This window comes from Klebsiella sp. CN_Kp104 (assembly GCF_040064515.1).
GTDB classification, from domain to species: domain Bacteria; phylum Pseudomonadota; class Gammaproteobacteria; order Enterobacterales; family Enterobacteriaceae; genus Klebsiella; species Klebsiella aerogenes.
Genome location: NZ_JBEAII010000032.1, coordinates 20,101 through 34,032, shown reverse-complemented (window position 1 = coordinate 34,032; position 13,932 = coordinate 20,101). Strand labels below are relative to the sequence as shown.

12 protein-coding genes are annotated in these 13,932 nt (G+C 57.2%); 6 read left to right on the top strand and 6 right to left on the bottom strand.

Annotated features, from left to right (window positions below; genetic code table 11):
- Positions 1-230: 230 nt before the first annotated feature.
- From hofQ to pilM, 5 genes are read right to left on the bottom strand one after another with little or no spacing between them, the layout of a single operon-like run.
- A complete protein-coding gene (hofQ, locus tag ABLU80_RS17210) occupies positions 231-1,475 on the bottom strand; it encodes a DNA uptake porin HofQ (RefSeq protein WP_047058829.1) in 1,245 nt (414 codons plus the stop codon).
- Complete coding sequence (locus ABLU80_RS17205) at positions 1,384-1,788, bottom strand: HofP DNA utilization family protein (RefSeq protein WP_348850240.1); 405 nt, start codon at positions 1,786-1,788, stop codon at positions 1,384-1,386. Before ABLU80_RS17205 ends, hofQ begins: the two co-directional genes overlap by 92 nt.
- Positions 1,778-2,215: a hypothetical protein gene (locus tag ABLU80_RS17200; protein ID WP_042893916.1), complete on the bottom strand. Its 438-nt coding sequence runs from the start codon at positions 2,213-2,215 to the stop codon at positions 1,778-1,780. Before ABLU80_RS17200 ends, ABLU80_RS17205 begins: the two co-directional genes overlap by 11 nt.
- Positions 2,199-2,738: a PilN domain-containing protein gene (locus tag ABLU80_RS17195; RefSeq protein ID WP_015369383.1), complete on the bottom strand. Its 540-nt coding sequence runs from the start codon at positions 2,736-2,738 to the stop codon at positions 2,199-2,201. Before ABLU80_RS17195 ends, ABLU80_RS17200 begins: the two co-directional genes overlap by 17 nt.
- A 2-nt stretch (positions 2,739-2,740) precedes the next feature.
- Positions 2,741-3,526, bottom strand: a complete 786-nt coding sequence (gene pilM, locus ABLU80_RS17190; RefSeq protein ID WP_047042904.1) for a pilus assembly protein PilM — start codon at positions 3,524-3,526, stop codon at positions 2,741-2,743.
- Positions 3,527-3,740: 214 nt separating this feature from the next.
- On the opposite strand from pilM, the gene mrcA reads away from it, so the two are divergent.
- Positions 3,741-6,299, top strand: a complete 2,559-nt coding sequence (gene mrcA / locus ABLU80_RS17185; protein ID WP_348850239.1) for a peptidoglycan glycosyltransferase/peptidoglycan DD-transpeptidase MrcA — start codon at positions 3,741-3,743, stop codon at positions 6,297-6,299.
- Between the two features lie 604 nt (positions 6,300-6,903).
- Here the strand turns inward: mrcA and nudE are convergent.
- A complete protein-coding gene (gene nudE, locus ABLU80_RS17180; protein ID WP_015703662.1) occupies positions 6,904-7,464 on the bottom strand; it encodes an ADP compounds hydrolase NudE in 561 nt (186 codons plus the stop codon).
- Positions 7,465-7,749: 285 nt separating this feature from the next.
- Here nudE and ABLU80_RS17175 point away from each other — a divergent pair, with 285 nt between their 5' ends.
- The 5 genes from ABLU80_RS17175 to pckA all read left to right on the top strand — a co-directional run bounded on the left by ABLU80_RS17175 (position 7,750) and on the right by pckA (position 13,903).
- The gene (locus ABLU80_RS17175; protein ID WP_015703663.1) at positions 7,750-9,879 is read left to right on the top strand and encodes an intracellular growth attenuator family protein; all 2,130 of its coding nucleotides are present in this window, start codon (positions 7,750-7,752) and stop codon (positions 9,877-9,879) included.
- A 60-nt stretch (positions 9,880-9,939) separates the two neighbouring features.
- Entirely contained in the window at positions 9,940-10,623 is a 684-nt protein-coding gene (yrfG, locus tag ABLU80_RS17170; protein WP_015703664.1) for a GMP/IMP nucleotidase, read from the top strand.
- Complete coding sequence (gene hslR, locus ABLU80_RS17165; RefSeq protein ID WP_015369376.1) at positions 10,620-11,021, top strand: ribosome-associated heat shock protein Hsp15; 402 nt, start codon at positions 10,620-10,622, stop codon at positions 11,019-11,021. The genes yrfG and hslR overlap by 4 nt, the downstream gene beginning before the upstream one ends.
- Positions 11,022-11,047: 26 nt before the next feature.
- Positions 11,048-11,926, top strand: a complete 879-nt coding sequence (gene hslO / locus ABLU80_RS17160; RefSeq protein ID WP_015703666.1) for an Hsp33 family molecular chaperone HslO — start codon at positions 11,048-11,050, stop codon at positions 11,924-11,926.
- Positions 11,927-12,283: 357 nt separating this feature from the next.
- Entirely contained in the window at positions 12,284-13,903 is a 1,620-nt protein-coding gene (gene pckA / locus ABLU80_RS17155) for a phosphoenolpyruvate carboxykinase (ATP) (protein ID WP_015703667.1), read from the top strand.
- Positions 13,904-13,932 lie beyond the last annotated feature (29 nt).

Below are 13,932 nucleotides of genomic sequence, written 5' to 3'. Positions count from 1 at the left end.
CGCTTCGCAGACACCCAGCGCAGCAGGACATGAACTGAAACCTCATATGCAATAGAGCGAGAGTCAGACTAAAAATTATCTCAATACTCCGGCTGGTTTGGCAACAGAATAAAATCGCCGGACATAAAGGGAGGATTGATGTCGTACCCGACTCTCAAATCGGTACCCCTTGTATGCTAAATCCGTCCCCGCGTCAAACACCTGAAACGTGTTTAGCATGAAAAACCCGCTTAATGTACTGCCAGAATACGCGGCGTGATGAAGACAACCAGTTCACGTCGTTCATTATCTTTACCATCATGGCGAAACAGCTGCCCGAGCAAGGGGATTTCGCCAAGCAACGGCACGCTGTCGCGCGCCGACTTATTCTTTTGCGAAAAAATACCGCCCAGCGCCAGGGTCTCGCCGCTTTTCACCTCGACTAAGGTTTCAATTTCTTGCTTATCAATTGCCAACGCTTCGCCATTCTCCTGCTGCAGTACCTGGCCTGGCGTATTTTCGCTAATGCGCAGCTTCAGGCGAACGCGATCCTGCTGTAGCACCGTCGGCGTCACTTCCATCCCCAGGACCGCCTCTTTAAACTCGACCGAGGTGGCGCCGCTTTCTCCGCTGGAGACCTGATAGGGGATTTCGCTGCCCTGTTTGATACTAGCGGGTTGCATATGCGACGCCAGCAGGCGCGGGCTGGCGATGATGTCCACCTGCTGCTTTTGCTCCAGCGCGGAAAGCTCCAGTTCCAGTAATCGCCCGTTGATCCGGCCGATATTAAAGCCGCCGCGGGTGGTTGCGTCTGACACCGCCAGATTGCTGCTCAGATTAGTAATTTTCCCCATCCCCGGCGTACTGCTGGCCTCCGCCAGGCTCCACTTCACGCCAAGCTCACGCAGGCTGGTCGCGCTCATTGACACAATGTGCGCCGCCAGTTCCACCTGCCCGACCGGCAGATCCATCTCTTCAGCCCACGCCTTCAGCGCCGGCAAATGACGATCGTCGTCGCGGATTAGCAGACGATTAGTACGCCGATCGACAGTCATCGTGCCGCGGGCGCTCAACAGCTTGCCCCCGGACTTCGCCAGTTCGTCTGCGTCGGCATAGCGCAACGGGATACTGTGGTTACGTAATGGCAGATTCTGCCAGCGTCTGGCCTGCTCGGCTTCCTGCTGCGCCCGTTTTGCTTGCTGCCACGCCTGTGTATGGATGTACAACACCGTGCCCTGCCGGGCCATTGTCAGCCCGGCGCTATCGACAACCGACTGGAGCGCCTGTCGCCAGGGAACGCTGTTTAAGTGAAGCGACAGCGTACCGCTGACCTCCGGTGCCACGATTACATTAAGATTTTGCATTTCCGCCAGGCTTTGCAGTACCTGGACCACCGGTACATCATCAACCACCAGCGACACCGGCGGTTCTTTTTTCGTCGCCGCGGCCAGCAACGGCAACAGCAGAAGTAGCAACGGGCTTATCCTTCGCATCATGTTGGCTTCCCTTACGTGACCAGACCCAGCGTGCGGGTTCACACCCGGCGCTGGCCTCCAGAGTTAATGTTTCTGCCGTTAGCTGTCGAATTCGCCAGCCGCCGGGCAAAACGTCGTTGCGTCGTACACGCCGCCACTGACCGGTGTGATCCTGAATAAGAGCCAGCCACAGCGCCGGGTGGCCAGTTCCGCCGCCGTAGCGCCAATGTGTCAGTGGCGTGATCTGGCAGCGATCCTCTACGGGTAAAAAAGGATCCCGCGCCCCTGTCAGCAGCGGACAAACCAACAGCAGCATGTATCCTTTATGTTTCATCGTCCCTCTCCAGCTGCAGCGACAACTGCAACGCTCCTTTTTCGGCATTCAATGAAAAAGCGCCAGGGTGTACCCCGCAATCGGCAAGCCAGGCAAACAGCGGTGGCACCGCCTGCCAGTCAACCACAGCAAGCATTTCGCCACCGCGCCCCCTCGGTTGCCAGGCCTGTAAGGCGACGCCGGCGACAGGCGGCTCCAGCGGCGAAAAATGCCGGGCCGTCCAACTATGGACTACCCGTTGCTGCAGCGTGGCGCGCAGCGGCAATATTCGCCGCCATTGCGCCTGTAGCGGCACATTCGCGGGCGGTGAAACGCTGACAGCAGCAAGCGAAAACGCCAGACATATTGCCGCAGCCAACACTGCGCCGCAGAGTAACGTCAACGACCACCCACGCAGCGCCAGCAGGCGTTCAATCGCTACCCGCATCGGTGGTTTCTCCTGCAAGGAAAAAGCTGAATGACCAGCGCCCCTGTGCATCACGCCGCGTCGCCCCTGGCGTAACCGGTTGAAAATCCTCCAGCTTGCTGAGCGCTTTTTCCAGCGCCGCCACCGCCTTGAGGTTCAGCGCCAGGCCGTTGAGGGTGATTCCCTGCGGCTGGTAGTCCAGCCTGGTCAGCCACAGCGGCTCCGGCAATAGTGCAGCCAGCGATAACAGTCGCGGCTGCCAGGCATGCGTCGCCGCCCGCCGCTGCGCTCGCCGTGCCTGCCGCTCACCGCGCTGTATTTCCTCACGCATCTCCCGCTCGCGTTGCAACAGCGCGGAATAAAGCAGATTGTCGGCCTGGGTGCGCATTACCTGCTGCGCCACATCCATCTGACGTAACGTGCGCGTCGCTATCGTCAGAGTGGCGATGCTTAGCGCCATCGCCGCCGCCAGCAGCCCGCCCAGGCGCAAGCGTTGCCGCCGTCGCGTCTCGCGCCACGGCAGAAGATTAATCTGCTGCGCCATGATTATTTACCTCCCAGCGCCAAACCAAGCGCGATAGCAAAGCGATCGCCGCAGGCGGGAAGCGGCGGCTGCAGGCGGTGGATCACGCTCCAGCAATCAAAGCTATTTTCCGCCAACGGCAGGCTGCTACAGAGCTGGAACTGTTCATCATTGAGGCGCGAGGTTAAGTGCGAGAAAGAGGGGGCTTCAGCGCAAGGACAATAGCCCCAGCGCTCCTGGGTCGCCCATAACCACTGCGCGTCCCCCTGCCAGACCAGGCCCTGAGTCGCGTCAGTAAGCCAGGGAAAAAAAGAAGTGAGAGCAGCCGCATCCGGTACGATAGCCGCCAGGCGCAGCTTAAGCCTCCGCGCCAGCTGACGCAGGGCGTCGATATCCAAACGCTGAGCCGCCGTCGCCTGCCAGCCATCGTTTGCCGCGCAGGCGGCGTAATCGATACACAGCGAAGAGGCAGGCATTTCCAGCTGACGCGCCATCGTGCCCGCTATCCATGTCGCTCTTTCGCTTTCCCGCAGCGACACCTGTGGCGCGGGCAACTGCTTTTGCAGCGTACGGCTGGCAGGAAGCGCAATGCACACCTGATGCTGTAACGGCAGCTCGCGGCGCCATTCACGTAACCGCTTCACCATCTCATTAAGGTCAACGATGCTGCCCTGCGCCACCAGGCCAGGCGGCAGCGGAATTCGCCACCAGCGACGCAAAGCCCAGCGCCCGCGTTCGTACAACAGCGCCACGATGGCGACGCTATCCTGTTGAATGTGAATTCCTATACGCCAATTTCTGAAAGTCATGCTTAGATCTCCTTATCCGCGATTGCGATTCAAGGAGCAGCCTGGATATACCATGTAGCGAAATGGGGGCTTTTAGCGTCGATCGACACGCCGTCCGGAAGGCATAGCGCCAGCAAGCCGCCCCGTAGGGGTATATCAATGCTCCTGGCTTGCCTTTATACTACCGCGCGTTTGTTTATAAACTGCCCAAATAAAACTAAATGGGAATTCTCCGGTGAAGTTCGTAAAGTATCTTTTTATCCTTGCAGTTTGTTGCGTTCTGCTGGGAGCAGGCTCGATTTATGGCCTCTACAAATTTATAGAGCCGCAACTCCCCGATGTCGCGACCTTAAAGGATGTGCGCTTGCAGATCCCGATGCAGGTTTATAGCGCGGACGGCGAGCTTATTGCGCAATATGGCGAAAAGCGCCGCATCCCCGTCACTCTGCAGCAGATGCCGCCGGAGCTGATAAAAGCGTTTATCGCGACTGAAGATAGCCGCTTCTATGAGCATCATGGCGTCGATCCGGTGGGGATTTTCCGCGCCGCCAGCGTGGCGATGTTCTCAGGCCATGCCTCGCAGGGCGCCAGTACCATCACTCAGCAGCTCGCACGTAACTTTTTCCTCAGTCCGGAAAAAACGATAACGCGTAAGATCAAAGAAGTTTTCCTCGCAATCCGCATCGAACAGCTGCTGAATAAAGACGAAATTCTCGATCTTTACCTCAACAAAATTTACCTCGGCTACCGTGCCTATGGCGTCGGCGCCGCCGCGCAGGTTTACTTCGGTAAATCAGTCGATCAGCTGACGCTGAGCGAAATGGCGGTTATCGCCGGTCTGCCGAAAGCGCCTTCCACCTTTAACCCGCTCTATTCGCTGGACCGCGCGACCGCGCGTCGCAACGTGGTGCTGTCGCGAATGTTAAGCGAAGGCTATATCACTCAGGCACAGTACGATCAGGCGCGCAGCGAAGCGATTGACGCCAGCTACCATACGCCGGAAATCGCCTTCTCCGCCCCGTATCTGAGCGAAATGGTGCGTCAGGAGATGGTCAACCGCTACGGCGAGCAGGCCTACGAAGACGGCTATCGCGTCTACACTACCATCACGCGTAAAAACCAGCAGGCCGCCCAGCAGTCGGTGCGTAAAAACGTGCTCGATTACGACATGCGCCACGGCTATCGTGGCCCTGCCAATGTGCTGTGGAAAGTTGGCGAGACCCCGTGGGATAACAAAAAAATCCTCGATACGCTGAAAAAACTGCCGGGCGTCGGCCCGCTGGCCCCGGCGGTAGTCACCTCCGCGAACCCGCAGGAAGCGGTCGCGTTGCTGGGCAACGGCACGTCGGTGGCGTTAACGATGGATGGCGTCCGCTGGGCGCGTCGCTACGTTTCCGATACGCAACAAGGCTCGACGCCGCGCAAAGTGACCGACGTCATTCAGACCGGGCAGCAAATTTGGGTGCGCAAAGAGGGCGACAAATGGTGGCTGTCGCAGGTGCCGGAAGTAAACTCCGCGCTGGTATCTATCAACCCGCAAAATGGCGCGATTATCGCTCTGGTCGGCGGCTTTGACTTCAATCAGAGTAAGTTCAACCGCGCTACCCAGGCGCTGCGTCAGGTTGGCTCCAATATCAAGCCGTTCCTTTATACCGCGGCGATGGACAAAGGCTTAACCCTCGCCAGTATGCTTAACGATGTGCCGATCTCCCGCTGGGATGCCGGCGCGGGCTCCGACTGGCGGCCGAAAAACTCGCCGCCGCAGTACGCCGGCCCTATTCGTCTGCGTCAGGGATTAGGCCAGTCGAAGAACGTGGTGATGGTGCGCGCGATGCGCGCAATGGGCGTCGATTATGCGGCAGAGTATCTGCAGCGTTTCGGCTTCCCGGCGCAGAACATCGTCCATACCGAATCACTGGCGCTGGGTTCCGCTTCCTTTACCCCGCTACAGGTCGCCCGCGGCTATTCGGTAATGGCCAACGGCGGCTTCCTGATTAATCCGTACTTTATTAGCAAGATTGAGAACGATCAGGGCGGCGTGCTGTTTGAAGAGCGGCCTAAGATCGCCTGTCCGCAGTGTAATTCGCCGGTGATCTACGGCGATACGCCGAAATCCAATGTGCTGGAAAACCAGGATGTTGAAGAGGTCGCCACCTCTCAGGAGCCGCAAAACGGCGACGTTCCGCCACAGCCGCAGCTTGAGCAGGCTAATCAGTCGCTGGTCGCGCAAAGCGGCACGCCGGAGTATGCCCCGCATGTCATCAACACGCCGTTGGCCTTCCTGATTAAGAGCGCGCTGAATACCAATATTTTCGGCGAACCGGGCTGGATGGGCACCGGCTGGCGTGCGGGCCGCGACCTGCAGCGTCATGATATCGGCGGCAAAACCGGTACCACCAACAGCTCAAAGGACGCGTGGTTCTCCGGCTACGGTCCTGGCGTCGTGACGTCGGTGTGGATTGGCTTCGATGACCACCGCCGCGATTTGGGCCGTACCACCGCTTCCGGCGCGATTAAAGATCAGATTTCGGGTTATGAAGGCGGCGCTAAAAGCGCCCAACCGGCCTGGGATGATTTTATGAAACGGGTACTGGAAGGCGTGCCGGAAGAGCCGTTAACGCCGCCGCCGGGTATTGTGACGGTGAATATCGACCGCAGCACAGGTCAACTGGCTAACGGCGGCAACAGCCGCGCCGAGTACTTCATCGAGGGCACGCAGCCTACCCATCAGGCGGTGCGCGAAGTTGGCACCACCATTACCGATAGCGGTGGCGAAACCCACGAGTTGTTCTAATGCAAGCCACCTTCTAAAAGGTGGCCTGAGAGCAGCAAAAAAACCACCGAAATGAACTGCACCCAAAAAGTTGGACACCCAACGAAGTAAGGTGCAGTTTTTTATTGCTGACAAAGAATACATTGGCTTTTTTGCCGGATGGCGGCTGCGCCTTATCCGGCCTACCGTTCGTGCGACCAGCCTTTAATTTCTTCACCACGCTGGATGAAACTGCCGGTGCTGATGGCCTCAAAATCGCTGAGACGTTCCCGGAAGGCCGGGGCAGCCCGCATGGATGCGGGCTGAGGGCCGTGATTTGCAGGGACGCTGCCTCGGCCCGACCCGAAGCCTGCCGGGATAAGTCGAAGGAACCACGAAGTGGCGATTTTGGCGGCCAGAGCCCTCTGTGCGCTCCCTGCGCCATGAGAGACATAAAGCAGAAGAAAAATCGGGAGCGCAATGTGTTCGGAAGCGACAGAAAACAACCGTTTTGCCCGAACCGAATCAATCGCAAACTGATAATAGTATCTTGTATAACCGTTTCAATTATTCACTTACCAGGTTTGGCATAACTCTCGTTTTCCTCACCATCAGTAAAGCGCCAGCGACGTTTCCAGTTAGCCGCTTACAAACGCCCCTGCGCCTGTAGCCATTCACGCACCAGAAACAGCGCGCTGACGTTACGCGCTTCATTGAAGTCTTCTTCTTCCAGTAGCGACATCAGCTGCGACAGCGGCCAGCGCACCTGCGGCAGCGGTTCCGGCTCATCGCCCGGCAGCGATTCCGGATAGAGATCTTCCGCCACCATAATGTTCATTTTGCTGGAGAAATAAGATGGCGCCATGCTGAGCTTCTTCAGGAAGGTCAATTGACGGGCGCCGAAACCCACCTCTTCTTTCAGCTCGCGGTTGGCGGCTTCCATGGCCGTCTCGCCGGGGTCGATAAGCCCTTTGGAGAAACCCAATTCGTAGGATTCGGTACCGACCGCATATTCGCGGATTAAAATAATGTGGTCGTCAACAATCGGCACAATCATTACGGCTTCACGCGCGGTGGGCCGCATGCGTTCATAAACGCGACGCACGCCGTTGCTGAACTCCAGGTCCACGCTTTCAACATTAAAAAGACGCGAACGCGCTACCGTTTCAACGTTGAGAATGGTGGGTTTTTGTAATGATTTGCTCATTGTCATCGGTCTATGCTGTGATTACAGAAGTCATTGTGCGATACGCAGCACGGTTTCGGCAATCCAAATTGCCACTAATTTACATAGTTGCAACGTTTTGCTTGCAATGCAAAGATTCATAAAGATAAAAAAGTCAATAGGTTGAATTTGTTTTGAGAATTTACCGATTCCTGAGTTTTCCCGTTTTTGATAAGCTTACATGCTGCTGCATTGCACAATAAAATTTCCTGCATTAGACAACATGTGCCGATAAACAATTAAAATTACTATGACGATGGGATGGGCATGGGCACCTTTCTGACCTTTTTCACAGCTCTGCTACTCTGTGTCTTGCTTATCGGGTGGTGGTATCGATCTCATGCCAGACGTCGTCGCCTCCCCTTACTGCAAGCCTTTAGCGACGCGACGACCCGCAAGCTTTCTGATGATGAACGCCAGGCGGTCGAAAAGTATCTCGATGGCCTCAGCCAGTCGCAACAGGTACCGGCGACCGGCGCCAGCGTCGCGCCTGTCGCCCTGAAACTGAATGAGCAGAGCGACACCGTTTATACCGTCACCCGTGCCGTCACCCGCTATGGCATTTCGTCTGATGAGCCCAACAAATGGCGATACTTCCTCGACTCGGTGGAGGTTCACCTGCCGCCGTTCTGGGAACAGCATATCAACGATGAGAACAGCGTCTCGCTGATCCCAACCGACAGCCTGCCGCTGGTGATTGTTCTCAATGACCACACCTTGCGCGACTATCCGCAGGAAGCCCGCAGTTACGCGCTTGAACGCGCATCGGCTACCCAGGCGTCGATTCGCGGTGAGGAGAGCGAGCAGGTCGAGCTGCTGAACATCCGCCAGGAAACTCAGGAAGAGCATGCTCTCAGCCGTCCTGACAGCCTGCGCGAAGGGATTATGATCGTCGCAGCCTTCCTGCTGTTCTATTGCTGCCTGATCTCCCCTGACGTCTTTGCGCCGTGGCTGCTCGGCGGCGGCGTACTGTTGTTGGCAGCGGGCTTATGGGGCATCTATGCGCCGCCGCTGGCCGGTTCGCTACGCGAGATCCACTGCCTGCGCGGAATGCCGAAACGCTGGGGACTGTTTGGCGAGAACGATCAGGAACACGTCAATAATATTTCGCTGGGGATTATCGACCTTATCTATCCGCGCCACTGGCAACCGTGGATCGCCCAGGACCTGGGGCAGCAAACCGATATTGATATTTATCTTAACCGCCATGTGGTTCGCCAGGGGCGCTTCCTGTCGCTGCACGATGAAGTGAAAAACTTCCCGCTGCAGTACTGGCTACGCAGCGCGATTATCGCCGCCGGCGCGCTGCTGGTCGTCATCATGCTGTGGATTAGCGTCCCGTTGAATATGCCCTTTAAATTCACGCTCTCCTGGCTTAAGGGGGCGCAGACCATCGAAGCCACCACCGTCGGCCAGCTTGAGAAGGCGAAAGTCCGCATCGGCGACACGCTGCAGTTAAAAGGTACCGGAATGTGCAACATCCGTACGCCGGGCGCCTGGAGCGCGAAAGAAGCCTCACCGTTTACGCCGTTCGATTGTTCGCAGATCATCTGGAACGACGCGCCTCCCCTGCCGCTGCCGGAGTCCGATATCGTCGGTAAAGCCACGGCGCTGGTCCAGGCGGTACAGCGCCAGTTGCATCCTGACCCGGACGACGATTCACACGTTAGCCCGGCATTACGTTCGGCAATTCAAAAATCAGGAATGGTACTGCTGGATGACTTCGGCGATATCGTGCTGAAAACCAACGAGCTCTGTTCGGCGAAAGATGATTGCGTGCGTCTGAAGAACGCGCTGGTCAATCTTGGCAATACCCGCAACTGGGAAGCGCTAACCAAACGCGCCACTGCCGGTAAGCTCGATGGGGTAAACGTGTTGCTGCGGCCGGTGAGCGCCGAATCGCTGGAGAATCTGGTGACCACCTCAACCGCGCCGTTTGTGATGCGTGAAACCTCCCGCGCGGCGCAGGCGTTAAATAGCCCGGCGCCTGGCGGATTCCTGATCGCCAGCGATGAAGGCAGCGAACTGGTCAATCAGCCGTGGCCGGCTATCAGCCTGTACGATTATCCCGCCCACGAGCAGTGGGGTGAGCTACAGCGTCTGGCGGGTATGCTGATGCATACACCATTCCATGCGGAGGGGATTGTCACCAATCTTTATACCGACGCCAATGGCACCCAGCATATCAACCTGCACCGTATTCCCGATCGCAGCGGGCTGTGGCGCTATCTTGGCACCACTCTGCTGCTGCTGGCGATGCTTGGCTGTATGTCGTGGCACGGCGTGCAGGCGATCCGCCGCTATCAGCGCCAGCGTCAGCGCATGGAAGAAATTCAAAAATATTATGAAAGCTGCCTGAATCCGGTTCTCATCCCTTCCCCGGATCATCAAGATTAATTCCTGCGCGGCAGGGTGTGATACCCTGTCGCGCATTTCCCCCCTCGCTGGAGACTCACCATGCAAATCAATATCGCGTGGCAGGAGGTTGATACCGTTCTGCTGGATATGGATGGCACGCTGCTCGACCTCGCCTTCGACAACTACTTCTGGCAAAAACTGGTCCCGGAAACCTGGGGCGCCGCGCGCGGACTCAACCTGCAGGAAGCCAAAGCGGCAATGCATCAGGAGTATCACGCCGTGCAGCATACGCTAAACTGGTACTGTCTTGATTACTGGAGCGAGCGACTGGGTTTGGATATTTGTGCGATGACCAGCGAGCAGGGGCCGCGGGCAAAACTGCGGGAAGATACCGTGCCATTCCTTGATGCGCTGCGGGCCAGCGGCAAGCGCCGCATCCTGTTGACCAATGCGCACCCGCATAATCTGGCGGTGAAGCTCAAGCACACCGGTCTGGACGCGCACCTTGATTTATTACTTTCCACCCACACATTTGGTTATCCGAAAGAGGATCAGCGCCTGTGGCGCGCGGTGGCGGAAGAAACCGGCCTTGATGCGCGCAAAACGCTGTTTGTCGATGACAGCGAGGCTATCCTGGACGCGGCGGCGCAGTTCGGTATTCGTTATTGCCTGGGCGTCACCAATCCGGATTCAGGCCTGGCGGAAAAACAGTATACCCGTCATCCCGGCGTGAACGATTACCGGCGGCTGATCCCTTCCCTGACTCCGGAGGAGAGGCCATGAAAGATAAGCCCGCAGAAAGCGTCAGGCTGGACAAATGGCTTTGGGCAGCCCGCTTTTATAAAACCCGCGCCATCGCGCGCGAGATGGTTGAAGGCGGCAAAGTGCACTACAACGGACAACGTAGTAAGCCGAGCAAAATCGTCGAGCTGAATGCCACCCTGACCCTGCGTCAGGGCAACGACGAGCGTACCGTTATCGTCAAAAGCGTTACCGAACAACGCAGGCCAGCCAGCGAAGCCGTTATGCTGTACGAAGAGACGGCTGAGAGTATTGAGAAACGCGAAAAAGTGGCGCTGGCGCGTAAGCTGAATGCGCTAACGATGCCGCACCCAGACAGACGTCCGGACAAAAAAGAGCGCCGCGACCTGATGAGATTTAAACACGGCGACAGCGAATAGCGCTGCCGCCAGCAAGAGAGATGATTATGACTCAACACGATCAATTACATCGTTATCTGTTTGAAAACTATGCCGTGCGCGGTGAACTGGTCACCGTATCGGACACGTTGGAACAGATCCTGGCCAACCATAGCTACCCGCAGCCGGTGAAAACCGTGCTGTCGGAGCTGCTGGTCGCCACCAGCCTTCTGACCGCCACGCTGAAGTTCGCCGGCGATATTACCGTTCAGCTGCAGGGCGACGGCCCGCTCTCGCTGGCGGTGATCAACGGCAATAACCAGCAGCAGCTGCGCGGCGTCGCTCGCGTTCAGGGTGAAATCCCGGAAGGCGCGGACCTGAAAACGCTGGTTGGCAACGGCTACCTGGTCATTACCATCTCTCCACAGGAAGGCGAGCGCTATCAGGGCGTTGTTGGCCTGGAAGGCGATACCCTGGCGGCATGCCTGGAAGATTACTTCCAGCGTTCCGAACAGCTGCCGACCCGCCTGTTCATTCGTACCGGCGAGCACGACGGTAAAGCGGTGGCTGGCGGCATGCTGCTGCAGGTGATGCCGGCTCAGGACGCGCAGCTTAACGACTTCGAGCATCTGGCGACCCTGACCGAGACCATCAAGGCGGAAGAGCTGTTCACCCTGCCGGCGACCGATGTATTATGGCGCCTGTACCATGAGGAAGAGGTGACGGTATACGACCCGCAAGACGTCGAGTTCAAATGCACCTGTTCTCGCCAGCGCTGCGCCGATGCGCTGAAGACGCTGCCGGATGAAGAAGTCGACAGCATCCTCGCCGACGAAGGCGAAATTGATATGCATTGCGACTACTGCGGTAATCATTATCTGTTCAACGCGATGGATATCGCCGAGATCCGCAATAACGCCTCGCCGGCGGATCCGCAGGTACACTAATCGCCCCTCTCGCCGGGCGTTGCCGGGTTTTTCTGACCCGCCGCGCCTGGCGTCAACTATTTCGACCGCGTGTTGAATCGATTTTCACTGAAAGAGTTACGTAACTTTCTTTCAAGAAAGCGATTACATTCACATTTCAGCAGTTTTTTTAATTACTTTTTAACCATTCGGAAACATCTATCGCCACCTGCGGCCGTTTTCCTGAGATAATCACGCGCACTTCGTGACAGGAGTCACTGTGTTTTTCGTAAGAAAGGCGTTTGTCGAGATACGTAAATCTATGAGCCTGGTCGCGGTCTATTCCCTGAAAGAAACCCTACAATTTAAAGCAGTACATATTGGCTAAGGAGCAGTGACATGCGCGTTAATAGTTTAACCCCGCAGGATCTCAAGGCTTACGGTATCAATGACGTCCAGGAAATTGTCCACAACCCGAGCTTCGATACGCTGTATCAGGAAGAGCTCGACCCGAAACTGGAAGGTTATGAGCGTGGCGTATTAACCAATCTTGGCGCCATCGCCGTCGATACCGGCATTTTCACCGGCCGTTCGCCGAAAGATAAATATATCGTCCGTGACGATACCACTCGCGATACCGTGTGGTGGTCTGATAAAGGCAATGGCAAGAACGACAACAAGCCGCTCTCCCAGGAAACCTGGCAGCACCTGAAAGGTCTGGTGACTCACCAGCTGTCGGGCAAACGCCTGTTTATCGTCGACGCCTTCTGCGGCGCCAACGCCGACACCCGCCTCAGCGTGCGCTTCATTACTGAAGTCGCCTGGCAGGCACACTTTGTTAAGAACATGTTCATTCGCCCGAGCGAAGAAGAACTGGCAGCCTTCGAGCCGGACTTTATCGTCATGAACGGCGCGAAGTGCACCAACCCGCAGTGGAAAGAGCAGGGTCTGAACTCCGAAAACTTCGTGGCTTTCAACCTGACCGAGCGCATCCAGCTCATCGGCGGTACCTGGTACGGCGGCGAAATGAAGAAAGGGATGTTCTCGATCATGAACTACCTGCTGCCGCTGCAGGGCATCGCTTCGATGCACTGCTCCGCTAACGTCGGCGAAAAAGGCGATGTCGCCGTGTTCTTCGGCCTCTCCGGCACCGGTAAAACCACCCTCTCCACCGACCCGAAACGCCGCCTGATTGGCGATGACGAGCACGGATGGGATGATGACGGCGTATTTAACTTCGAAGGCGGCTGCTACGCGAAGACCATTAAGCTGTCGGAAGCCAACGAGCCGGATATCTATCACGCGATCCGCCGCGATGCGCTGCTGGAAAACGTCGTGGTACGGGCTGACGGCACCATCGATTTTGATGACGGTTCGAAGACCGAGAACACCCGCGTCTCCTACCCGATCGACCATATCGAAAATATCGTTAAGCCGGTGTCGAAAGCCGGTCACGCCACCAAAGTTATCTTTCTGACCGCCGACGCCTTTGGCGTATTGCCGCCGGTTTCACGCCTGACCGCTGACCAGACTCAGTACCACTTCCTGTCTGGCTTTACCGCCAAGCTGGCCGGTACCGAGCGCGGCGTCACCGAGCCGACCCCAACCTTCTCCGCCTGCTTCGGCGCCGCGTTCCTGTCGCTGCACCCGACGCAGTACGCTGAAGTGCTGGTGAAACGCATGCAGGCTTCCGGCGCCCAGGCTTACCTGGTCAACACCGGCTGGAACGGTACCGGTAAACGTATCTCAATTAAAGATACCCGCGCGATTATCGACGCCATCCTCGACGGTTCGCTGGATAATGCCGAAACCTTCACCCTGCCGATGTTCAACCTGCAGATCCCAACCGAGCTGCCGGGCGTCGATACCCATATCCTCGACCCGCGTAATACCTACGGTTCTCCGGAGCAGTGGCAGGAGAAAGCCGATCAGCTGGCGAAACTGTTTATTGAGAACTTCGAGAAATATACCGATACACCGGCCGGCGCTGCGCTGGTTGCGGCCGGTCCGAAGCGTTAATCAGGTCACAGAGACAACAAAGCCGGGCG

Excerpts from the sequence above, each read along its gene's own strand:
- hofQ (WP_047058829.1), bottom strand. The coding sequence starts at position 1,475 with ATGATGCGAAGGATAAGCCCGTTGCTACTTCTGCTGTTGCCGTTGCTG.
- ABLU80_RS17205 (WP_348850240.1), bottom strand. The coding sequence starts at position 1,788 with ATGAAACATAAAGGATACATGCTGCTGTTGGTTTGTCCGCTGCTGACA.
- ABLU80_RS17200 (WP_042893916.1), bottom strand. The coding sequence starts at position 2,215 with ATGCGGGTAGCGATTGAACGCCTGCTGGCGCTGCGTGGGTGGTCGTTG.
- ABLU80_RS17195 (WP_015369383.1), bottom strand. The coding sequence starts at position 2,738 with ATGGCGCAGCAGATTAATCTTCTGCCGTGGCGCGAGACGCGACGGCGG.
- pilM (WP_047042904.1), bottom strand. The coding sequence starts at position 3,526 with ATGACTTTCAGAAATTGGCGTATAGGAATTCACATTCAACAGGATAGC.
- nudE (WP_015703662.1), bottom strand. The coding sequence starts at position 7,464 with ATGAGCAAATCATTACAAAAACCCACCATTCTCAACGTTGAAACGGTA.
- ABLU80_RS17175 (WP_015703663.1), top strand. The coding sequence starts at position 7,750 with ATGGGCACCTTTCTGACCTTTTTCACAGCTCTGCTACTCTGTGTCTTG.
- yrfG (WP_015703664.1), top strand. The coding sequence starts at position 9,940 with ATGCAAATCAATATCGCGTGGCAGGAGGTTGATACCGTTCTGCTGGAT.
- hslR (WP_015369376.1), top strand. The coding sequence starts at position 10,620 with ATGAAAGATAAGCCCGCAGAAAGCGTCAGGCTGGACAAATGGCTTTGG.
- hslO (WP_015703666.1), top strand. The coding sequence starts at position 11,048 with ATGACTCAACACGATCAATTACATCGTTATCTGTTTGAAAACTATGCC.
- pckA (WP_015703667.1), top strand. The coding sequence starts at position 12,284 with ATGCGCGTTAATAGTTTAACCCCGCAGGATCTCAAGGCTTACGGTATC.